Here is a 20,362-nt window from a genome sequence, read left to right as displayed (position 1 = left end):
GCGCAACCCCTGGGGAACCGGGCGATCGCGGGAGCAACCACACCGGTGGAGTTACAACGAGGACAGTTCAAGGTATGCCTGAGGTGGAGACTCGTCAAAGACAAGTGCCGCGTGTCGCAAACCTCAACCTCTACTTGAGGGTGAGAGTACCGGGACGCTCAGGTCGTCTCGAAGTCCTCCGGCGAGATCTGGTCGAGGAACTCCCGGAACTTCTCGACCTCGTCCTCCTGCTCGGCCGGAGCGTCGAGACCGGCCTCGTCGAGCACGGCGTCCGCGCACAGGATCTTGCTCCCGGTGCGCAGCGCCAGCGCGATGGAGTCCGACGGCCGGGCACTGACCTCCACGCCGGACGCGAGCACCAGGGTGGCGAAGAACATGCCGTCCTTGACCTCGGTGATCCGGACCTCGGTGAGCTCGTTCCCGGTCGAGTCGAGCACGTCCTTGAGCAGGTCGTGGGTCAGCGGCCGCGGGGGTACGACGCCCTGCTGGGCGAAGGCGATGGCCGTGGCCTCGACCGCGCCGATCCAGATCGGGAGGTAGCGCTGACCTTCCACGTCGCGCAGCAGCACGATCGGGGAGTTCGACGGCATCTCGACCCGCACACCCAGGACATCCACCTCGCGCATGACGTCCACACTACCCCGCTGACCGCAACCCCTCCCGGGGCCGGCAGGCGGGTCAGACGCTGCGCAGACCGGCCTTGACCAGGGTCGCGTGGAGCCGCACCGAGAGCGCGGCGATCTCGCTGACGGTGTCCTGCGCACGGGCCCGGGCCGAGGCGTCGCGACCGCGCTTCTGCGGAGCGATCACCTGCTCGACCAGGCCGACCTCACGGTCGGCGGAGGTCTTGAAGGCGCGGAGGTGGCGCGGCTCGAAACCGAAGTCGGCGAGCTCGCGGGCGGTGGTCGCGATCACCAGGGCGTCGGTGTCGTAGTGACCGGTGCCGGTCCGCGGCGTCACCAGGCCGTACTGCTCGAGCTGGGTGAGCAGCTCGTCGGAGACCTCGGCGATCTTGAGCAGCTCCTTGCGGGAGAGCCGCACGTTGTCGCGGCGGCTGAACGACTCGGGTGACGGGAGACCGTCCGCGGCCAGCGAGACGGTCGGCACGGTGGGGACCACCGGCTCGATCGGCGGCGGCTCGAGCCCGCGGTCGATCGCGTCGAGGTGCTCGCCGATCACCCGCAACGGGAGGTAGTGGTCGCGCTGCATCCGCAGCACGTAGCGCAGGCGGTCGACGTCCTCGCCGGAGAACTTCCGGTACCCCGAAGGGGTGCGCTCGGGCTTGACCAGCCCCTTGTCCTCGAGGAAGCGGATCTTGGGGATCGTCACCCCGGGGAAGTCTGGCCGCAGCCGGTCGAGGACCTCACCGATGTTGAGCCGGACCCGGCCGGCCTTCGCTGCACCCGCGCCGAGCGGCTCGGTCATGGGTTCTCGTGGCCCTGGAAGAAGACCAGGCGGTACTTGCCGATCTGCACCTCGTCGGTGTCCTTGAGCTGCACGGTGTCGATCCGGTCGCGGTTGACGTAGGTGCCGTTCAGGCTGCCCGCGTCGGCGACGGTGAAGGTGTCGCCCTCGCGGGTGAACGTCGCGTGCCGGCGCGAGACGGTCACGTCGTCCAGGAAGATCTCGCTGTCGGCGTGCCGACCGGCGGTGGTGACGTCCTTGTCGAGGAGGAAGCGGCTGCCGGCTCCCGGCCCGCGCTGCACCACGAGGAGCGCCGAGCCGAGCGGCAGCGCGTCCACGGCGGCCGCGTCGACCGGGTTCAGCTGGCGGTCGGAGGAGATGTCGGAACGCTCGCCGCCGGAGATGTTGATGGTGGCGGTCGAGTCAGGAACGGCGTCGCTCACCAGGCGGGTCCCGCAGCTCGCGCAGAAGCGGGCGTCATCGGGGTTCGCCTTGCCGCAGTTGGTGCAGAACGGCATCGGTGATGGTCTCCTGTTCGCAGCCGAACCCTCAGTACGGGCCTGAGGGTGATGGTTGCTGAAAACCTATCAGGCTGTCCCCGGGACCGGTCAGGATCTCCTACGCGAGTTCGCGTCGTCGGACCCGAACCGGCCGGAGACCGCGTCGAGCTACTCCGCGAGCGTGCCCTGGTAGGTCGTGGCGTCCATCAGCGCGTCGAGCGCCTCGGGCTGGCTGGGGACCAGGTCGTAGAGCCAGCCCCCGCCGTACGGATCGCTGTTGACGAGCTCCGGAGTCGCGTCGAGGGACTCGTTGACCGCGACGATCTCGCCGTCGACGGGTGCGTAGACGTCGCTGACCGACTTGGTCGACTCGAGCTCACCGCACGCGGCCCCGGCCACCACGGCGTCACCGACGGCCGGCAGCGAGACGTAGACGATGTCGCCGAGCGCGTCCTGAGCGAAGTGGGTGATGCCGACCCGCACGGAGCCTTCGGACTCGCCGGGGCTGCGGACCCACTCGTGCTCCTGGGTGTACTTGAGGTCGTCGGGGTACACGGCTCTCCTTCGGTACGACGGCCGCCGTTGCGGCGGCTCGTGGCTGATTATTCAGGTTGGGCGAACTGCGGCGTCGTCGGCTTGTGCACCGCGGTGATGTCGAGCGCCTTCTCGGGCTGGACGTCGACCGTGGCTCCGGCGCTCTCGAACTCCGCGATCGGGCCGTCGAACAGGCTCAGCGCACCGGTCAAGGTGTGCGCGTCGCCGATCACGTCGAAGACGTAGGGCGACGTCACCACGGTGCCGTCGATCAGGAGACCGCCCGGCGCGGTCTGCACCGAGCTCTGGGCGACCAGCCTGACCTTGCCGTTGACCTGCATCGCCTCGGCCCCGGCCGAGCGGAGCTCCTCGATCGAGTCGAGGACCGCGTCCACGTCGACCGGACGTGGACCCTCGGTCACCGTCACCCGGATGCCGGGACCGGTGACCGGGACCCAGCCGGCCAGGATGCTGAGCTCCTGCTCCTGCTTCTTGGCCGCCTCCAGGGCGGTCAAAGCGCCCTGCTGCTTGGCCTGCAGGTCGCGGCGGGTGTTCTCCAGGGTGCTGATCTCGTTCTGCGCCTTCTGCGAGGTGCCGGCCAGGCCGGACAGCACGTCGACGAGATCCTGCTCGCGGTAGCCGGCGTAGGTGTTGTCGGTGGTGTTGGTGCGGACCTGGGTGATCGCGGCGAAGCCGAGCACGGCCAGCAGCACGCCGACCACGGCCTGGCCGCGGGAGGGTCGGACCACCGCCTGCAGCAGCCGGCGGCGGACGTCGTCGTCCGCGGGGTCTCCCGCGGTGTCCGGGTCGACCTGGTCGTCCACGTCGTCCGGAGCGTCGGAGGGCAGGGGCTCGAGAGGCTCGCTCCCGGGCGGCCCGTCAAGTGCGACCTGCTCGGTGTGCTCGTCAGGCATGGAAGAGGTACCGCCGGATCTGCGCGACGTTGGAGAAGATCCGGATGCCGAGGACCACGATCACGCCCGTCGAGAGCTGGCCGCCCACCCCCAGCTTGTCGCCGAGGTAGACGATCGCGGCCGCGATCACGACGTTGGAGACGAACGACACCACGAAGACCTTGTCGTCGAAGATGCCCTCGAGGTAGGCGCGCAGCGCTCCGAACACGGCGTCGAGCGCCGCGACCACCGCGATCGGGAGGTAGGGGTCGAAGCCGGCCGGGACGTCGGGGGTGAAGATCAGCCCCAGCACGACACCGACGAGGAGTCCGAGTGCGGCGATCATGAGGTGCTGTCCCCCTTGGTCTGGGTGTCGAGGTTCTTCGGCGGGATGATCTTCGCCGATCGCAGGTTGGCCGGCGGGGCCGCTGGCAGGTCCATGGTGCCGCCGTTCTTGACGTCGAACCGGAAGCCGAAGCTGTCCTTGAGGGCGTACCACGCGGCCCCGGCCGAGCTGGACAGGAGGTTGGCCGGCAGCTCGTTGGGGTCACCGACCACCGAGAACACGTAGGGCGGGAAGACCGGCTGGGAGTTGACCAGGATGCCGACCCCGACGTTGCGGAAGGCACTGAGCACCGTGAGCCGCTCGCCGTTCACGCTGATCGCCTCGGCGCCGGCCGCCCACAGCGCGTCGGTCAGCAGCGCCAGGTCGGAGTCACGCACGGTCTCCGAGGCGTTGCTGTCCGGCGCGCTGGCGACCGTGATCTGCACTCCGGGGCCCCGCACCGCGCCGAAACCGGTCCGGACGTCGAGGCGCTGGATCCGGGACCGGGTGGCCTGCTGGGCCGTCGCGAGCGCTGTCAGCTCGTCGCGCAGCCGGAGCTGGCGGGTCTGCTGGTTGGCCAGCTGCGCCTGCAGCTTCGCCACGCCCTGTCGCCGTAGGTTGATCTGGTCGATCAGGCTGGCCCGGCTGGACTGGTCGACCGACGCGTTGCGTGAGGTCTGGACGGCGGCGACGGTGACCAGCAGGCCGAAGACCACGAGCACGATGGCGGCGGTGTGGCGGGGCGCCGACTTGGTACCGGCGGCGACTCCCGTCGTACGACGCCGCGCGGCGACGTGCTCGTAGTCGGCGTCGAGAGACCGCTGCGTGATCAGCGCCAGCAGCGGCTCGGTGACGTGCTGCGGGAGCGGTGCCGCCGGAGGGGCGGTGCGGGTCGACTCAACCATGCGCGACCACCCGGCGCTCGGTGGTCTTGACCAGCTTGTAGACCTGGTAGGCGTAGAGGATCCCCGCCCACCAGTACAACGAGATCCCCCAGCCGGCGAACGCCCAGCCGAAGACCTTGGCCAGGGTGGCGGCGGACCCGCTGCCGTCGCCGAGGAGCAGCAGCGGGAAGGCGTAGAGCAGGTTGAAGGTCGCCGCCTTGCCCAGGAAGTGCACCGGGAGCGCGCTGTAGCCGCGGGTGCGCAGGACCGGGACCAGGCCCCACAGGAGCACGTCGCGCAGCGGCAGGATGATCGCGAACCACCACGGGACGATGTCGCGCAGGGCCAGGCCGATCACGACCGCCAGGATGTAGAGCCGGTCCGCGACCGGGTCGAGGATCTGCCCCAGCCGGGAGGCTTGGTCGAGGCGGCGAGCGAGGTAGCCGTCGAGGTAGTCGGTGATCCCGGAGACCATCAGGACGCCGAGCGCCCAGCCGTCCGCGTGGGGGCCCAGCACCAGCCACAGGAAGAGCGGCAGGCCCAGCAGCCGCACGATGCTCAGGGCGTTGGGGACGGTCCAGACGCGCGTGTCGCGCGTTGCCTCGTCCGCCACTTCCGCCTGCACCTTCATCGGGATCCCGCCGCAGACACCCTAACCGTCCTGACCACGCGGATCCGCGCCGTACGACGGTGTCGAGGACTCCAGGTGGGCGGTGTCGCGGATCTCACCGACCAGCTCCTCGATCACGTCCTCCAGGGTGGCAACCCCGAGGGTGGCGCCGTCGGCGTCGACCACCTTCGCCATGTGGGCTCCGCGCCTCTGCAGCTTCTCCAGGGTGTCGTGCAGGAGGGCGTCGCTGCGGACCAGCGCGAAGGGCCGCACCCACTTGTCCTCGACCACGCGCTGGCGGCGCGCCTCGTCGGTCTCGAGCACGTCCTTGATGTGCAGGTAGCCGACCAGGGCGCCGTCGTCGCCGACCACCGGGAACCGGCTGAAACCGGTGGCGGCGCACAGCGCCTCCACCTCGGCCCCGGTCGAACCCCGACGAACGGTCTGCAGGGTCTCCGGGGTCATCAGGACGGTGTCGACGGTCTTCTCGGTGAAGCCGAGCGCGCCCGAGAGCCGGTCGTACTCGCCGTCCTCGAGCAACCCCTCGCCGCGCGACTCCTCGACCAGCGCAGCGACCTCCTCACGGGTGTAGGTCGAGCTGACCTCGTCCATGAGGCGGACGCCGAACAGGTGCAGCACCCCCGAGGCGAGCGCGTTGACGCCGGTGATCACCGGGCGGGTCACCGAGACGATGGCCCAGATCGGCGTGCCGAGGACCAGCGCGGCGCGGTCCGGGCCGGCCAGCGCGATGTTCTTCGGGATCATCTCGCCGAGCACGACGTGCAGGTAGACCACGACGGACAGCCCGACCACGATCGCCACCGGGTGGACGAACGAGTGCGGCGCGTGCACGGCCCGCAGCACCGGCTCCAGCAGCCGCGCGGCGGTCGGCTCGGCCACCGCACCCAGCACCAGGGAGCAGACGGTGATGCCGAGCTGGTTGACCCCGATCACCAGCGACATGTGCTCCATCGCCCGCAGCGTGGTCCGGGCGAGCCGGGAGCCGTCGTCGGCCAACGGCTCGATCTGGCTACGACGAGCCGACACCAGGGCGAACTCCGCAGCCACGAAGAACGCGTTGCCCAGCAGCAGGGCGAACGCGAGGACGACGGCGGTGCCGGTGCTCATGCCTCGTCACCCCCGTCGTGGACCCGCAGCGTGATCCGGTCGATCCGCAGGCCGTCCATGTGCTCGACGGTGAGCACGGCCAGCTTCTGGCGCTCGGGCTGCTCGGGGTTCGACCGGTCGGGCACCGGCACCTCGGCCACGTCGCCGCGCTCGGGCACCCGGCCGAGCACCCGCATGACCAGGCCGCCGATGGTGTCGTAGTCCTCGTGGTCGGGCAGCTCGACCTCGGTCAGGTCCTCGACCTCGTCGGGGCGCAGCAGCCCGGACAGCGACCACGAGCCGTCCGGACGCCGACGGGCACGGGCCCCCAGCCGGTCGTGCTCGTCGGAGATGTCGCCGACGATCTCCTCGATCACGTCCTCGATGCTGACGATGCCGGCCTGGTCGCCGTACTCGTCGAGGACGACCGCGAGCTGCCCCTCCTGCCGCAGCAGCGTCAGCAGCGGGTCGAGGCGCAGCGAGTCGGGCACCACGATCGGGCGGGTCATCAGGTGCTTGACCCGGGTGGTCTGTCGCTCGGGCAGGGCCAGCGCGACGGCGTGCTTGACGTGGACGGTGCCGATCACGGCATCGTCGGGGTCCAGCACGGGGAAGCGCGAGTGCCCGGTGTCGCGGGCCAGCTCGATCACCGTCCAGGCCCGGTCGTTGGCCTCCAGGCTGACAGTGCGGACCCGCGGGGTCATGATCTCGCCGGCGGTGCGGGTGCCGAACTCGACCGATCGCTCCATCAGCTCGGCAGTGTCGGGGTCCAGCGTGCCCTCGTCGGCGGAGCGGGAGATCAGCGACGCCAGCTCGGTGGAGGACCGGGCCGAGCGGAGCTCCTCCTGCGGCTCCATGCCCAGACGGCGCACGATGGCGTTGGCGGAGCCGTTCAGCACCCGGATCGGCGCGCGCATCACCGCGGTGAACAGCCGCTGGAACCCCTGAGTCGCGCGCGCGGTCTCCATCGGCCGGGCGATCGCGAGGTTCTTCGGCACCAGCTCGGCGAAGACCATCGTGACCACGGAGCTGATCACCAGCCCGATCGCGACCGCGACCGGACCGACGGCGCCCTCCGGGAGCCCCGCAGACCCGAGCGGACCCTCGATCAGCGACGAGATCGCCGGCTCGGCCAGGAAGCCGATCGCGAGGTTGGTGATCGTGATCCCGACCTGGGCACCCGAGAGCTGGGTCGAGAGCGAGCGCAGTGCCTTGAGGATGCCGGCCGCACCCACGTCACCGGACTCGGCTGCCTGGGCGACCTTGCTGCGGTCCACGGTGACGAACGAGAACTCCGCGGCCACGAACACACCGGCCGCGACCACCAGCAGCACCGACCCGCCGAGCAGGAGCCAGGACGTCAGCACGGGCCACTGCCCGTGGACTCGGACGGGATCGGACGGGGGCGACTGTCGGAGCCGTCCATGGGTGAGTGGGTCCTTCGGCCTCGGAGATGCTGCCCCGAACTGTACCGAGGTGGCGGCAGGGCGCCCGGTCTCGGGGGCCACGGGTCCGGTCGGGGCGTCGCCGGGCCGCCTGCGGGCGCGGACTCCCGCGCCGGGGAAATCGGGTGGAACCGGACCGGGAGGCCATCTCGGCCACTACCGTGTTCCCACGCCTCTGCACGCTGTCGCCACGTTCGAGGGGGGTTCCTCGTGGCGGCCTGTCCGACTGGAGCCCCGCATGCCGTCACACCCCCCGGCGACCACCCCTCGTACGCCGGGTCGCCGCACGGTCGTCGCCGGAGCCGGCCTCGCCGTCGGTGCCGCCACCCTGGGCTCCCCCGCCCTGGCAGCCACCCGGCCGCTGCTCTCGACCCAGGCGCGCCACCTCGTCGGGCGCTTCTCGTACGGCGTGACCCCGGCGCTGGCCCGCGAGGTGCGAGGCCGGGGTGGGGCTCGTGCCTGGTTCGACTGGCAGCTCTCGCCGGGCCGGATCTCCGACCGCCAGGGTGACGCGCTGCTCGGCTGGTTCCCGCACCTGTCCTGGTCGACGTCGCGGATCGCGGCCGAGAACGACAGCGGTCGCGTGGGCGGCTGGGAGGTGATGGCGGACTACCAGAACTGGCTGCTGTTGCGCCGGATGAAGAGCCGGCACCAGGTGCTCGAGACGATGACGGAGTTCTGGGAGAACCACTTCAACGTCCCGGTCAGCGCGGACGGCGTCTATACCTACCGCAAGCACTACGGCGACGTGATCCGTGCGCGGGCCCTCGACTCCTTCGAGTCGCTGCTCCAGGCCGTCTCGGTGCACCCGGCGATGGGGATGTACCTCGGCAACGCCGTCTCCGACAAGGACCACCCGAACGAGAACCAGGGCCGCGAGCTGCTCGAGCTGCACACCGTCGGACTCGCCGCCGGGTACGACGAGAGCGACGTCGTCGACTCGGCCCGGATCCTGACCGGCTGGCGGGTCGACATGTGGGACACCTGGGCCGCGTTCTACGACCGCGGGTCGCACTACCGCAAGCCGGTGCACGTGCTCGGGTTCCGCAGCGCCAACGGCTCCGGCGACGGCCGCAAGGTCACCCGGGAGTACCTCCACTACCTCGCCCACCACCCCGCGACCGCGCAGCACCTGGCCGCGAAGCTCGCGGTCGCCTTCGTCTCGGACACCCCGCCGGCATCGCTGGTCAGGCACCTCGCCCACGTCTACCTCCGGCACGGGACCCAGATCCGGCCGGTGCTGCGCGCCCTGGTGGACTCGTCGGAGTTCCGGCACTCGGTCGGCGAGAAGATCCGCGACCCGGAGAACGACCTCGTGGCGACGTACCGGCTGATGGGGGTCGACGTCGCCAAGCCGACCGACCCGGACCGGGCCGCCCATCAGCTGCTGTGGCAGGCCAGCACGATGGGGATGATGCCGATGTCGTGGCCGGCACCCAACGGGCAGCCGATCGCCGGCGCCGCCTGGGCGTCCCCGTCGCGGGTGATGGGCTCGATGAGCACCCACTACACGATGGCCGGCGGCTGGTGGCCGAACAAGGGGATCCACTACCCGAAGCCCACGTCCTGGCTGCCCGCACCGACGACGCGGTTCGACCACCTGGTCGACCACCTGGCGCGGCAGATCCTGCACCGGCCGGCGAGCGACACCCTGCAGCAGGCGTGCCGGGAGGCGGTGGCGACCGGCGGGCACGAGCAGGTCGACAAGAACCATCCGGTGATGCTGTGGCTGTTCCCGCGGTTGCTGACCACCTTCTTCGACTCTCCCGACTTCCTTCGGCGGTGACCACGATGGATCCGATGACCTCCGCCGCCCCGGGTGGCGACTGCTGTCCCGAGTACGCCGCGCTGAACCGGCGCAGCGTGCTGCGCGGTGCGCTCGCCCTCGGCGGCGCGACGTTCATGGTCGGCTCCGCCACGGTCTCGGCGTCGGCCTCCTCGCCCACGCCGGCCTCGGCGGTGCTGGTGGTGCTGTCGCTGCGCGGCGGCGCCGACGGCCTCTCCCTCGTCGTGCCGTACGGCGACCCGGGGTACTACAACGCCCGGCCGACCATCGCGATCCCGCAGGGCCAGCTGCTGGCCGGGACCACCGACGGCTTCTTCGGGCTCCACCCGAAGCTGGCTCCTTTGTCGGCCATGTGGAACGCCGGGAGCCTGGCCGCGATCCACGCCACCGGGCTGACCGTCGCCAACCGCTCGCACTTCTCCGCGATGGAGGAGGTCGAGGAGGCCGACCCTGGCTCGAGTGCCCGGATCGGCTGGCTGAACCGGTTGGTGTCGACCAACTCCGACGGCTCCCCGCTGCAGGGCGTGGGCATCGTGAACGGCACCCCGCCCACCGAGATCTCCGGACCCGTCCCGCTGATGACCATCGGCTCGCTGGACGACGCCTCGATCGCCGCCGACGACCAGTGGGACACCGACCCGGCGGGCAAGCGGCGCCGGTCGCTGCACACCCTGTGGGACCACGACCGCAGCGCCCTGGGGGTCGCCGTGCGGTCCACCCTCCAGGCCACCGCCGACCTCACTCCGGCGGTCGCCGCGGTCGACAACAGCGCGTCGTACGGCGGCTCGCACCTCGGGCAGGCCCTCGCCGCGGCAGCGCGGATCATCCGTGGCAACGTCGGCACCGAGGTGATCACCGTCGACCAGGGCGACTGGGACATGCACGTCGACCTCGGGAACCTCGACGGCGGCCAGATGCTCGGGAATGCCGACGACCTGGCCACCTCGCTCGCGGCCTTCTTCGGCGACCTCGGCGACCAGGCGGGCAAGGTCACCCTGGTCACGATCAGCGAGTTCGGCCGGCGCGTCCTGGAGAACGGCAACCGCGGGCTGGACCACGGCTGGGGCAACGTGATGTTCGTGGCCGGCGCGGGCGTCAAGGGCGGCCGGTACTACGTCGACCAGCAGCAGGGCTGGAAGCCGCTCAGCGACGACCTCGAGTCCGACCTCCACGTCACCACCGACTACCGCAACGTCCTGGCCGAGATCGTGGCCGCGCGCTTCGGGAGCCCCGTGTCGAAGGTCTTCCCGGGGCTGGCACCGCGGACGATCGGGTTCATGCAGGGGGCGTGACGAGGGCGCCTGACGGCACAGCCACCCCACCGCGATCAGGTCAATGTCAGGCGCCGGCCGCGCGGCTCGGGCATGCTGACGCCCGTGTCCTCCCCCCGCCGCGGCGCCGCCGACCGCTACGCCGCTCTGGTCCGACTGCTCATCCGCCACGGGCGGAGCGACCTGGTCTCCGGCGCCGGGCTCGACTCCTACGTCGCGGACGGGGAGGTGCCCGCCGGCGACGTCGACCGCGCCGAGGCGTTCGCCTCCGACCTCGAAGCGATGGGGCCGACGTACATCAAGCTCGGGCAGCTGCTCTCGACCCGGTTCGATCTCCTGCCGCCGGCCTACACCACCGCGCTGAGCCGGCTGCAGGACGAGGTCGAGCCGTTCCCCTACCCGCAGGTCGCGGAGCTGGTCGCCGAGGAGCTCGGCAGCGACATCCGGCACCTCTTCGCGGACTTCGACGTCGAGCCCCTGGCCGCGGCCTCGCTCGGGCAGGTGCACCGGGCCACGCTGCACAGCGGCCGTGAGGTGGCGGTGAAGGTCCAGCGGCCCGACGCCCGCGAGGACGTCGCCGGGGACCTGAAGACCCTGACCACGCTGGCCACCCTCGCCGACAAGCGCACCGACGTCGGCCGCACCTACGGCTTCGAGCGCCTGCTGGGCGAGTTCGAGCGATCGCTGCGGCTGGAGCTCGACTACCGTCGCGAGGCGCGCAACCTGCTCCGCTTCGGCGAGATCACCCGCGGCTACGACCTCCTCGTGGTCCCCGCGCCGGTGCTCGACCTCACCAGCGGCCGGGTCCTGACGATGGACTTCATCGAGGGCCGGAAGGTCACCGACGTCGGGCCGCTCGGGCTCATGGACATCGACGCCCGGCCCATGGTCGAGCAGCTGTTCAGCGCCTACCTGCGCTCGATCCTGCACGAGGGCTTCCTCCACGCGGACCCCCACCCGGGCAACCTGCTGCTCACGCCCGACGGACGCCTCGCGGTCCTCGACCTGGGCATGGTCGTGAACGTCCCGCCGCGGATCCAGCAGCGGGTGCTCCGGCTGCTGATGGCGATCAGCGACGGCAACGGCGAGCAGGTCGCCCGGGTGCTCGCCGATCTCGGACACCCGCTCGAGGGGTACGACGCCGCGGCGTTCCGCGACGACGTCACCCACCTCGTGTCCGAGGCGCTCGCCGAGGGGGCCGAGCTCCAGGCCGGGAGCGTGCTCGTCGAGCTCAGCCGGCTCTCGGGCCACCACCGGCTCCGGCCGCCGGCCGAGATGTCCATGGTCGGCAAGGCCCTGCTCAACCTCGACCAGACCACCCTCCACCTCGACCCCGACTTCGCTCCGGCCGAGGCGATCCGGGGCGACGTGCGCGAGCTGCTCCGCAGCGGGCTGGCGACCTCGCCCGGTGACCTGGTCGCCGCCGCCCTCGACGCCAAGGAGTTCACCTCCCAGCTCCCCCGCCGGGCCAACCAGATCCTGGACGCGCTGGCCGAGGGCGAGTTCCAGCTCCGGGTGGACGCGATGGACGAGGAGCGGCTCCACATCGTGCTCCAACGGCTCGCCAACCGGCTCACCCTCGGGCTGGTCATCGCGGCGACCATCGTCGGCGCCGCGATGCTGATGCAGGTCCAGACCGACCAGCGGATCGGCGGCTACCCCGCCATCGCCCTGGTGTTCTTCGTGCTCGCGGTGCTGGGAGCGGTCGCCCTCGCGGTGTGGATCCTGGTCACCGACCGGAAGGTGGCCGGCACCGAGCTGCGGTCGCGCGGCGACACGCGTGGCCCCTGACCGGCCCGCCGGTCAGGAGCAGTCGACCTGGTCGTCGGGCCGGAACCGGTAGCCCATACCCGTCTCGGTGAGCAGGTACGCCGGCCGCGACGGGTCGGGTTCGAGCTTGCGGCGCAGCTGGGCGAGGTACAGCCGCAAGTAGTGGCTCTCACTCTCGTACGACGGCCCCCAGACCTCGCGCAGCAGCTGGGCCTTGGTGACCAGCCGCCCGGGGTTGCGGACCAGGATCTCGAGGATCCGCCACTCCTTGGGAGTCAGCTTCTGGTCCTCTCCGCGGCCGGACGCCGGCCGGACCCGCGCGGCCACGAGGTCGACGACCCACTCCCCCAGCCGCACCTCCGGCGCGTGCTCGGGATGGCTGCGGCGCGAGACCGCGCGCATCCGGGCGAAGAGCTCCTCGATCCCGAACGGTTTGGTCACGTAGTCGTCCGCACCGGCATCGAGCGCCGCGATCTTCTGGACCTGCTCGGTGCGTCCGGTCAGCACGATGACCGGAGCGGTGCTCCAGCCGCGGAGCCCCGCGATGACCTCGAGCCCCTCCATGTCGGGCAGCCCGAGGTCGAGCACCACGAGGTCCGGCGGGTGCAGGCCGGCCACGCGCAGGGCGCTCGCTCCGTCGGCGGCCGTGTGCACGTCGTACCCCCGCGCGCGCATGTTGACCACGAGGGCACGCAGGATCTGCGGCTCGTCGTCGACCACCAGGACCGTGGTCATTCCGGCTCCGGGTGAATGCGCGCTCCGCCGGCCACCGGCAGCGTCACGGTCATGGTCAGCCCGCCGCCGGGGGTGTCGCCCGGCTCCAGGGTGCCGCCCATCGCCCGGGTGAGTCCTTGCGAGAGGGCGAGCCCGAGGCCGATGCCGGTCGAGGTGTCGCGGTCGCCGAGACGCTGGAAGGGAGCGAACATCCGCTCCCGGTCGCCGTGCGGCACCCCCGGTCCGCGGTCGGCCACCCGCAGCTCGACCCGGCCGGCGTGACAGCTCGCCGCGACCAGCGGGGGCCGTCCCTCGGGACTGTGACGCAGCGCGTTCGCGAGCAGGTTGACCAGGACCCGCTCGAGCAGGACCGGATCGGCGACCACCTCCGGCAGGGTCTCGGGGACGTCGGTGACCACGGCTCCCGGTCCGGCCGCGATCGCGTCCAGGGCCAGGGGCACCACTTCGTCGAGCGCGACCGGGGACAGCACGAACCCGAGGGCCCCGGCCTCGAGCCGGCTCATGTCGAGCAGGTTCTCGATCAGCCGGGTCAGCCGGTCCAGCGACTCGTCGGCGTTGGCGAGGAGCTCGACTCGCGCCTCGTCGCTCCAGGCGACGTGGTCGCTGCGGAGTGAGGTGACCGCGGCCTTCGCGGCCGCCAGCGGGCTCCGGAGGTCATGGCTGACCGCGGCCAGCAGGGCGGCCCGCGTGCGGTCGCCCTCGGCCACGACGACGGCCTCGGCAGCCCGGCCGGCGAGCTCCGCCCGCTCCCGGACCACCGCAGCGTGGGCCGCGAAGGCGGCCAGCAGGCGCTGGTCGTCGGGTCGGACCGGGCCTCCACTCGTGCGCAGCAGGAGCAGGTCCCCGAGCGGCACCTCGGCCGCTCCCCCGGCCTCCGACTCGCCGACCGAGGCGACGGGACGCCACGGCTCCCCGGTGGAGTCCCGCTGGAGCAGCGTGACCCCGGCGAGACCGAAGGTCTCCCGGGCGCGACCGAGCAGTGCGTCCAGGGAGGTCTCGCCGCGCAGGATCCCCCCGGCCAGTCCGGCCAGGATGGTCGCCTCGGCAGTGGCCCGGCCGGCCTCCGTCGTACGCCGGACGACCCGCTCGACCAGCACCGAGACCAGGGCGGCCACGGCCACGAACACCAGCAGGGCGAGCGCGTTGTTCTGGTCCGCGATCGTGAAGGTGTGCACCGGTGGGGTGAAGTAGTAGTTGAGCAGCAGGGTGCCGACGACCGCGGTGGCCAGCGCTGGCCACAGTCCCCCGGCGAGCGCGACCAAGATCACCACGCCCAGGAAGAGCAGCATGTCGCTCGGCAGGTTGTCGCCGCGGACCCGGGTGAGCGCGAGGGTGAGCAGCGGGAGAGCCACGGCTGCCAGTGCCGTGGCCCGGAGCCTGCGCCGCGGGCTCAGCGCCGTGGTCAGTCCGGCCAGTGGCACCGCGGGCAGCAGCCCCGGCCCGCGCGCGGCCTCGTGGCTGACCAGGTGCACGTCGATGTGACCGGACAGCCGGATCACCCGGGCGCCGACGCCCTCGGCCGACAGGAAGGTCTCCCAGCGCCCCCGACTGCTGACGCCGAGCACGATCTGGGTCGCGTTCTCCGCACCGGCGAACGCGAGAACGGAGACCGCGACGTCGTCACCCACCACTTGGTGCCAGGTGCCGCCCATCGACTCCACGAGGTGGCGCTGCCTGGCCAGGGCGGCCGGGTCGTCCGCGCGGAGCCCGTCCCCCTTGACCACATGGAGGGCGAGCAGGTCCGAACCCGTGGTCCGCGCCGCGATCCGGGCCGCCCGCCGCAGCAGGGTCTCTCCCTCGGGCCCTCCGGGCAGCGCGACGACGATCCGCTCGCGGGCCTCCCACGGCTGGTCGATCCCATGGGCGGCGCGATAGCGCTGCAGGCCCTCGTCCACCCGCTCGGCCACCCACAGCAGCGCCAGCTCGCGCAGGGCCGAGAGGTTGCCGACCCGGAAGTAGTTGGTCAGTGCTGCGTCCACGCGCTCCGGCGGATAGATGTTGCCGTGCGCCATCCTCCTCTGGAGCGCCTCGGGGGCGATGTCGACGATCTCGATCTGCTCGGCGCGGCGGACAACCTCGTCCGGGATCGTCTCGCGCTGCGGCACCCCGCTGATCCGCTCGACCACGTCGTTGAGCGACTCCAGGTGCTGGATGTTGACCGTGGTGATCACGTCGATCCCGGCGTCGAGGAGCTCGTCGACGTCCTGCCAGCGCTTATCGTTGCGGGTGCCGGGGATGTTGCTGTGCGCCAGCTCGTCGACCAGGGCGACCTCGGGCCGGCGCGCGAGCAGCGCATCGAGGTCGAGCTCCTCGAACGTCGTACCCCGGTAGTCGAGCCGCCGGCGCGGCAGGATCTCGAGTCCCTCCAGCTGCTCGGCCGTGTGCGCGCGGCCATGGGTCTCGACGATCCCCACCACGACGTCGGTGCCACGCCCCTGACGGCGGCGCCCCTCGTCCAGCATCGCGAACGTCTTGCCCACCCCGGGCGCCATCCCCAGGTAGACCCGCAGCCGGCCGCGCTTCACCGGGTCATCCTCCCGTGGCTGCGGCCAGCGCGAGGTTCAGCTCGAGCACGTTGACCCGCGGCTCCCCCAGGAACCCGAGGATCCGCCCCTGCGTGTGGTCGTCGACGAGCTGCTGGACGTCGGTCACGCTCATCCCCCTGGCCCGCGCCACCCGGGCGACCTGGAGATCGGCGTAGGCCGGGCTGATGTGTGGATCCAGGCCGGAGCCACTCGAGGTCACGGCGTCCGGAGGTACGTCGCCCGGAGCCACGCCGTTCTGACGAGCGACCTGGGCGCGGGCCTGCTGGACCGCCTCCAGGAGATCGGGCGAGTTCGGGCCGAGGTTCGAGCCGGCCGAGGCCAGCGCGTCGTACGACGGCGCGGAGGGGCGGGAGTGGAACCACCGCGTTCCCGTGAACTCCTGCCCGATCAGGGACGACCCGACGTCGCGGCCCTGGAGCCGGACCAGCGAGCCGTCGGCCTGGCCGGGGAAGGCGACCTGACCCACGCCGGTCATCACCAGCGGGTAGCCGAGGCCGAGCACCACGGTGAACGCGAGCAGCAGGAGGACGCCGGCAACGGTCTGTCGGAGCATGGACATGGAGGTCACCTGATTCCGGGGATGAACTGCACGAGGAGGTCGATCGCCTTGATCCCGACGAACGGGACGACCAGGCCGCCGAGGCCGTAGACCAGCAGGTTGCGCCTCAGCATCGCCGCCGCCGAGGACGGCGTGTAGCGGACGCCACGCAGGGCCAGCGGCACCAGCGCGACGATCACCAGGGCGTTGAAGACCACCGCCGAGAGGATCGCCGACGACGGGCTGGCGAGCTGCATCACGTTGAGGCGGTCCAGGCCCGGGTACACCGGTGCGAACATCGCCGGGAGGATCGCGAAGTACTTCGCGACGTCGTTGGCGATGGAGAACGTCGTCAGCGACCCCCGAGTGATCAGCAGCTGCTTGCCGATCTCCACGATCTCGATCAGCTTCGTCGGGTTGGAGTCGAGGTCGACCATGTTGCCGGCCTCCTTCGCGGCCGAGGTGCCGGTGTTCATGGCCACGCCGACGTCCGCCTGCGCCAGAGCCGGGGCGTCGTTGGTGCCGTCGCCGGTCATCGCCACGAGCCGGCCACCCTCCTGCTCCTGCCGGATCAGCGCGAGCTTGTCCTCCGGCTTGGCCTCGGCGAGGAAGTCGTCGACCCCCGCCTCGTCCGCGATGGCCTTGGCCGTCAGCGGGTTGTCGCCGGTGATCATCACGGTCCGGATGCCCATCCGGCGCAGCTCGTCGAAGCGCTCGCGCATGCCGTTCTTGACGATGTCCTTGAGGTGGATCACACCGAGCACCCGCGCGCCCGACGGGCTGTGGTCGGCGACCACGAGCGGCGTACCTCCGGCGGACGAGATGGCGTCCACCGTCCGGCCCAGCTCGTCGGGCAGGACGCCGTCCTGTTCGCGCACCCATTCCCGGACGGCGCTGCTGGCGCCCTTGCGGACCTCGCGGGAGTGGCCGTCCTCGGACAGGTCGCACCCGCTCATCCGGGTCTGGGCGCTGAACGGTACGAACGTGGCGTGGGTCAGCTCACCAGGGCTCCGGTCGCGCAGGCCGTGCTCCCGCTTGGCCAGGACCACGATGGAGCGGCCCTCGGGCGTCTCGTCGGCGAGGCTGGACAGCTGCGCGGCGTCGGCCAGCTCCTGGCCGTCGATCCCGCTGAGCGGCAGGAACTCGACGGCCTCGCGGTTGCCGAGCGTGATCGTCCCCGTCTTGTCGAGCAGCAGGGTGTTGACGTCACCCGCGGCCTCCACGGCCCGGCCCGACATCGCCAGGACGTTGCGCTGGACGAGCCGGTCCATGCCCGCGATCCCGATCGCGGTGAGGAGCGCACCGATCGTGGTCGGGATCAGGCACACCAGGAGCGAGACGAGCACGATGCCCGACTGGGGCGCGCCGCTGTAGGTCGCCAGCGGCTGGAGCGTCACCACGGCGAGCAGGAAGACGATGGTGAGGCTCGCCAGCAGGATGTTCAGCGCGATCTCGTTCGGGGTCTTCTGCCGGGACGCTCCCTCGACCAGGGCGATCATCCGGTCCAGGAAGGTCTCCCCCGCCCTGGCGGTGATCCGGACCACGATCCGGTCTGACAGGACGCGGGTGCCGCCGGTGACCCCGGAACGGTCTCCGCCGGCCTCCCGGATCACCGGGGCGGACTCGCCGGTGATCGCGGACTCGTCGACGCTGGCGATGCCCTCGACGACGTCGCCGTCACTGGGGATCACGTCGCCGCTCTCGCAGACCACGAGGTCGCCGACCTTCAGCGCTGCGGCGCCGGTCGGCTGCTCGACACCGTCGACCAGCAGCCGGGCCGTGGTCTCCTGACGGCTGCGCCGCAGTGAGGCGGCCTGGGCCTTGCCGCGGCCCTCGGCGACGGCTTCGGCCAGGTTGGCGAACACGACGGTGGCCCAGAGCCACCCGACGATGAGCCAGGCGAACACCGACGGGTGTACGACGGCCAGCACGGTGCTGAGGGCGGCCCCCACCTCCACGACGAACATCACCGGGTTCCGGGCCATCAGCCGCGGGTCCAGCTTGGCGCAGGCGGCCGGGAGCTGGGTGACCAGCAGGCGTGGGTCGAGCAGCCCGGCGCCGACCCGGGCGCCGGGCGAGCCGGGAGCGGCGAGCTCGGTCATCGGGTGACTCCTTCTGCGAGCGGTCCCAGCGCGAGTGCCGGGAAGTAGGTGAGGGCGACCACGACGACCACGACGCCGACCAGCATCGTGACGAACAACGGCCGATGGGTGGGCATGGTGCCTTCGGTGGCAGGGACGGGCTTCTGTGCGGCCAGGGAGCCGGCCAGACCGAGCACGAAGAGCATCGGCAGGAAACGGCCGATCAGCATGGCCAGGCCCCCGGTGATGTTGTAGAAGCTCGTGTTGCCGGTCAGTCCCCCGAACGCGCTGCCGTTGTTGTTGGCCTGTGAGGTGAAGGCGTAGAGCACCTCGGAGAGGCCGTGCGGGCCGGCGTTCTCCATCGAGGCCCGGGCCGACGGGATCGACATCGCGAGGCCGGTGCCGACCAGGACGACGGCGGGCGTGGTCAGGATGTAGAGGGCGGCGAACTTCACCTCCCGGGCCTGGATCTTCTTGCCGAGGTACTCAGGTGTTCGCCCGACCATCAGGCCGGCGACGAACACCGTGACCACAGCCAGGACCAGCATTCCGTAGAGACCGGACCCCGATCCGCCGGGCGCGATCTCGCCGAGCATCATGTTCACCATCGCCACGCCTCCGCCGAGCGGCGTCAGGGAGTCGTGCATGGCGTTGACCGCGCCGGTCGACGTGAGGGTGGTCGAGTTCGCGAAGAGGGCCGACGACGGGATCCCGAAGCGGACCTCCTTGCCCTCCATCGCGGCACCCGCTGCCCGCAGCGCCACACCGGAGTGCTGCGCCTCGAAGGTGGTGAGCAGGGCCAGCATGGCGGTGTAGATCACGGTCATGGCGCCGAGGATCGCCCAGCCCTGCCGCTTGTCGCCGAGCAGCCTCCCGAAGGTGCGTGGCAAGGCGAAGGGGATCAGCAGGATCATCACGATCTCGAGCAGGTTCGTGAACGCGTTCGGGTTCTCGAACGGGTGGGCGGAGTTCGCGTTGTAGGGGCCGCCGCCGTTCTGGCCGAGCTCCTTGATCGCCTCCTGACTGGCGATCGCGCCACCCGGCAGGTGCTGGGTCTGGCCGGCGATCGTGGTGATCGTGTGGGTGTCGGAGAGGTTCTGGACGACGCCCGCGCCGATCAGCAGGACCGTCGCGACCAGGCTCAGCGGGAGCAGGATCCGGAAGCAGCCGCGGGTGAGATCGACCCAGAAGTTACCGAGGCGGTTGGTGCGGGATCTCGCGAAGCCGCGCACCAGCGCGACGGCGACGGCGATGCCGACCGCGGCCGAGGCGAAGTTCTGCACCGCCAGGCCGGCCATCTGGACGAGGTAGCCCAGGGTCGACTCGCCCGAGTAGTTCTGCCAGTTGGTGTTGGTCACGAACGACGCCGCGGTGTTCCACGCCAGGTGCGACTCCACTCCCGGGTAGCCCAGAGACCACGGCAGCAGGTGCTGGACCCGCTGCAGGCCGAAGAGGAACAGCACGGAAGCCAGCGAGAAGCCGAGCACCGACATCGCGTACGTCGCCCAGGTCTGGTCGGCGTCGGGGTCGATCCGGCAGACCCGGTAGACGAGCCGCTCGGCGCGCCAGTGCCTGACGCTGGAGTAGACCCGCGCCATGTAGTCGCCCAGCGGGACGTGCGTGACGGCGAGGACGACCAGCAGTGCGAGGACGGTGAGCAGCCCGGCTGCCGAGTCGCGCATCAGAACTTCTCCGGGAAGACCAGGGCCACCACGAGGTAGGCGGTCAGCAGGACGGCCAGGATCAGCCCGGTCAGGTTCTCGGCGCTCACAAGCGCTCCAACCCTCGCAGGACCAGAGCCAGGGCCACGAACACCGCGACCGTCAGCGCCACCAGGGCGACATCGACCACCACACACACCTCCAGGACGGGAACCTTCTGGTTCCCATCACAGGGGTGGTGCCGCCCCCGGCACCGATTTCCTAACGCGTTC

The 20,362-nt window shown here is 71.3% G+C and carries 19 protein-coding genes; 3 read left to right on the top strand and 16 right to left on the bottom strand.

The genetic code is table 11. From position 1 onward, the window contains the following. Nucleotides 1-158: 158 nt before the first annotated feature. From E3N83_RS04980 to E3N83_RS04935, 10 genes are all read right to left on the bottom strand, one after another. The gene (locus E3N83_RS04980) at nucleotides 159-626 is read right to left on the bottom strand and encodes a bifunctional nuclease family protein (RefSeq protein ID WP_151082253.1); all 468 of its coding nucleotides are present in this window, start codon (nucleotides 624-626) and stop codon (nucleotides 159-161) included. Nucleotides 627-678: 52 nt separating this feature from the next. Next, nucleotides 679-1,425 carry a transcriptional regulator FtsR gene (gene ftsR, locus E3N83_RS04975; RefSeq protein WP_151082252.1) on the bottom strand — a complete coding sequence of 249 codons (747 nt, stop codon included), beginning with the start codon at nucleotides 1,423-1,425 and terminating at the stop codon, nucleotides 679-681. Beyond that, the gene (locus tag E3N83_RS04970) at nucleotides 1,422-1,922 is read right to left on the bottom strand and encodes an FHA domain-containing protein (protein ID WP_151082251.1); all 501 of its coding nucleotides are present in this window, start codon (nucleotides 1,920-1,922) and stop codon (nucleotides 1,422-1,424) included. Before E3N83_RS04970 ends, ftsR begins: the two co-directional genes overlap by 4 nt. Before the next feature lie 150 nt (nucleotides 1,923-2,072). Then, nucleotides 2,073-2,459 (bottom strand): glycine cleavage system protein GcvH, encoded by a 387-nt coding sequence (gene gcvH, locus E3N83_RS04965; protein ID WP_151082250.1) that lies wholly within the window; start codon nucleotides 2,457-2,459, stop codon nucleotides 2,073-2,075. Between the two features lie 47 nt (nucleotides 2,460-2,506). After that, a complete protein-coding gene (locus E3N83_RS04960) occupies nucleotides 2,507-3,352 on the bottom strand; it encodes a DUF881 domain-containing protein (protein WP_151082249.1) in 846 nt (281 codons plus the stop codon). After that, on the bottom strand, nucleotides 3,345-3,677 hold the full coding sequence (locus E3N83_RS04955) for a small basic family protein (RefSeq protein ID WP_151082248.1): 333 nt from the start codon (nucleotides 3,675-3,677) through the stop codon (nucleotides 3,345-3,347). The genes E3N83_RS04960 and E3N83_RS04955 overlap by 8 nt, the downstream gene beginning before the upstream one ends. Continuing rightward, nucleotides 3,674-4,561 (bottom strand): DUF881 domain-containing protein, encoded by an 888-nt coding sequence (locus E3N83_RS04950; RefSeq protein WP_151082247.1) that lies wholly within the window; start codon nucleotides 4,559-4,561, stop codon nucleotides 3,674-3,676. Before E3N83_RS04950 ends, E3N83_RS04955 begins: the two co-directional genes overlap by 4 nt. Continuing rightward, nucleotides 4,554-5,171, bottom strand: a complete 618-nt coding sequence (gene clsA, locus E3N83_RS04945) for a cardiolipin synthase ClsA (RefSeq protein ID WP_151082246.1) — start codon at nucleotides 5,169-5,171, stop codon at nucleotides 4,554-4,556. Before clsA ends, E3N83_RS04950 begins: the two co-directional genes overlap by 8 nt. 21 nt (nucleotides 5,172-5,192) lie before the next feature. Beyond that, entirely contained in the window at nucleotides 5,193-6,278 is a 1,086-nt protein-coding gene (locus E3N83_RS04940) for a hemolysin family protein (protein WP_151082245.1), read from the bottom strand. Continuing rightward, nucleotides 6,275-7,624: a hemolysin family protein gene (locus E3N83_RS04935; protein ID WP_238343072.1), complete on the bottom strand. Its 1,350-nt coding sequence runs from the start codon at nucleotides 7,622-7,624 to the stop codon at nucleotides 6,275-6,277. The genes E3N83_RS04940 and E3N83_RS04935 overlap by 4 nt, the downstream gene beginning before the upstream one ends. Before the next feature lie 316 nt (nucleotides 7,625-7,940). On the opposite strand from E3N83_RS04935, the gene E3N83_RS04930 reads away from it, so the two are divergent. The 3 genes from E3N83_RS04930 (at nucleotide 7,941) to E3N83_RS04920 (ending at nucleotide 12,550) form a co-directional block, all read left to right on the top strand. Next, complete coding sequence (locus tag E3N83_RS04930) at nucleotides 7,941-9,488, top strand: DUF1800 domain-containing protein (protein WP_151082244.1); 1,548 nt, start codon at nucleotides 7,941-7,943, stop codon at nucleotides 9,486-9,488. A 14-nt stretch (nucleotides 9,489-9,502) separates the two neighbouring features. Beyond that, nucleotides 9,503-10,780, top strand: a complete 1,278-nt coding sequence (locus tag E3N83_RS04925; protein ID WP_191907958.1) for a DUF1501 domain-containing protein — start codon at nucleotides 9,503-9,505, stop codon at nucleotides 10,778-10,780. 84 nt (nucleotides 10,781-10,864) lie between these two features. Continuing rightward, a complete protein-coding gene (locus tag E3N83_RS04920; protein ID WP_238343071.1) occupies nucleotides 10,865-12,550 on the top strand; it encodes an ABC1 kinase family protein in 1,686 nt (561 codons plus the stop codon). A 12-nt stretch (nucleotides 12,551-12,562) separates the two neighbouring features. On the opposite strand, the gene E3N83_RS04915 is transcribed toward E3N83_RS04920, so the two are convergent. The 6 genes from E3N83_RS04915 to kdpF are packed head-to-tail and all read right to left on the bottom strand — an operon-like array spanning nucleotide 12,563 to nucleotide 20,200. After that, entirely contained in the window at nucleotides 12,563-13,264 is a 702-nt protein-coding gene (locus E3N83_RS04915; RefSeq protein WP_151082241.1) for a response regulator, read from the bottom strand. Continuing rightward, nucleotides 13,261-15,789 (bottom strand): DUF4118 domain-containing protein, encoded by a 2,529-nt coding sequence (locus E3N83_RS04910; RefSeq protein ID WP_151082240.1) that lies wholly within the window; start codon nucleotides 15,787-15,789, stop codon nucleotides 13,261-13,263. Before E3N83_RS04910 ends, E3N83_RS04915 begins: the two co-directional genes overlap by 4 nt. Nucleotides 15,790-15,793: 4 nt before the next feature. Then, on the bottom strand, nucleotides 15,794-16,369 hold the full coding sequence (kdpC, locus tag E3N83_RS04905) for a potassium-transporting ATPase subunit KdpC (protein WP_151082239.1): 576 nt from the start codon (nucleotides 16,367-16,369) through the stop codon (nucleotides 15,794-15,796). A gap of 5 nt (nucleotides 16,370-16,374) precedes the next feature. Then, on the bottom strand, nucleotides 16,375-18,450 hold the full coding sequence (gene kdpB / locus E3N83_RS04900; protein WP_151082238.1) for a potassium-transporting ATPase subunit KdpB: 2,076 nt from the start codon (nucleotides 18,448-18,450) through the stop codon (nucleotides 16,375-16,377). Further along, nucleotides 18,447-20,111, bottom strand: coding sequence for a potassium-transporting ATPase subunit KdpA (gene kdpA / locus E3N83_RS04895; RefSeq protein WP_151082237.1), 1,665 nt, complete (start codon nucleotides 20,109-20,111; stop codon nucleotides 18,447-18,449). The genes kdpB and kdpA overlap by 4 nt, the downstream gene beginning before the upstream one ends. Further along, nucleotides 20,111-20,200 carry a K(+)-transporting ATPase subunit F gene (kdpF, locus tag E3N83_RS04890; protein WP_151082236.1) on the bottom strand — a complete coding sequence of 30 codons (90 nt, stop codon included), beginning with the start codon at nucleotides 20,198-20,200 and terminating at the stop codon, nucleotides 20,111-20,113. The genes kdpA and kdpF overlap by 1 nt, the downstream gene beginning before the upstream one ends. Nucleotides 20,201-20,362: the final 162 nt, after the last annotated feature.

Origin of the sequence: Nocardioides cynanchi (genome assembly GCF_008761635.1) — a bacterium.
In the GTDB taxonomy this organism is placed as follows: domain Bacteria; phylum Actinomycetota; class Actinomycetes; order Propionibacteriales; family Nocardioidaceae; genus Nocardioides; species Nocardioides cynanchi.
The sequence above is the reverse complement of the archived record's forward strand: the minus strand, read 5'-3'. Positions and strand labels throughout refer to the sequence as shown.

Bases quoted from the DNA above. Each gene is read 5' to 3' on its own strand.
- E3N83_RS04980 (WP_151082253.1), bottom strand. From the start codon at position 626: ATGCGCGAGGTGGATGTCCTGGGTGTGCGGGTCGAGATGCCGTCGAAC.
- ftsR (WP_151082252.1), bottom strand. From the start codon at position 1,425: ATGACCGAGCCGCTCGGCGCGGGTGCAGCGAAGGCCGGCCGGGTCCGG.
- E3N83_RS04970 (WP_151082251.1), bottom strand. From the start codon at position 1,922: ATGCCGTTCTGCACCAACTGCGGCAAGGCGAACCCCGATGACGCCCGC.
- E3N83_RS04960 (WP_151082249.1), bottom strand. From the start codon at position 3,352: ATGCCTGACGAGCACACCGAGCAGGTCGCACTTGACGGGCCGCCCGGG.
- E3N83_RS04955 (WP_151082248.1), bottom strand. From the start codon at position 3,677: ATGATCGCCGCACTCGGACTCCTCGTCGGTGTCGTGCTGGGGCTGATC.
- E3N83_RS04950 (WP_151082247.1), bottom strand. From the start codon at position 4,561: ATGGTTGAGTCGACCCGCACCGCCCCTCCGGCGGCACCGCTCCCGCAG.
- clsA (WP_151082246.1), bottom strand. From the start codon at position 5,171: ATGAAGGTGCAGGCGGAAGTGGCGGACGAGGCAACGCGCGACACGCGC.
- E3N83_RS04940 (WP_151082245.1), bottom strand. From the start codon at position 6,278: ATGAGCACCGGCACCGCCGTCGTCCTCGCGTTCGCCCTGCTGCTGGGC.
- E3N83_RS04930 (WP_151082244.1), top strand. From the start codon at position 7,941: ATGCCGTCACACCCCCCGGCGACCACCCCTCGTACGCCGGGTCGCCGC.
- E3N83_RS04925 (WP_191907958.1), top strand. From the start codon at position 9,503: ATGACCTCCGCCGCCCCGGGTGGCGACTGCTGTCCCGAGTACGCCGCG.
- E3N83_RS04915 (WP_151082241.1), bottom strand. From the start codon at position 13,264: ATGACCACGGTCCTGGTGGTCGACGACGAGCCGCAGATCCTGCGTGCC.
- kdpC (WP_151082239.1), bottom strand. From the start codon at position 16,369: ATGTCCATGCTCCGACAGACCGTTGCCGGCGTCCTCCTGCTGCTCGCG.
- kdpB (WP_151082238.1), bottom strand. From the start codon at position 18,450: ATGACCGAGCTCGCCGCTCCCGGCTCGCCCGGCGCCCGGGTCGGCGCC.
- kdpA (WP_151082237.1), bottom strand. From the start codon at position 20,111: ATGCGCGACTCGGCAGCCGGGCTGCTCACCGTCCTCGCACTGCTGGTC.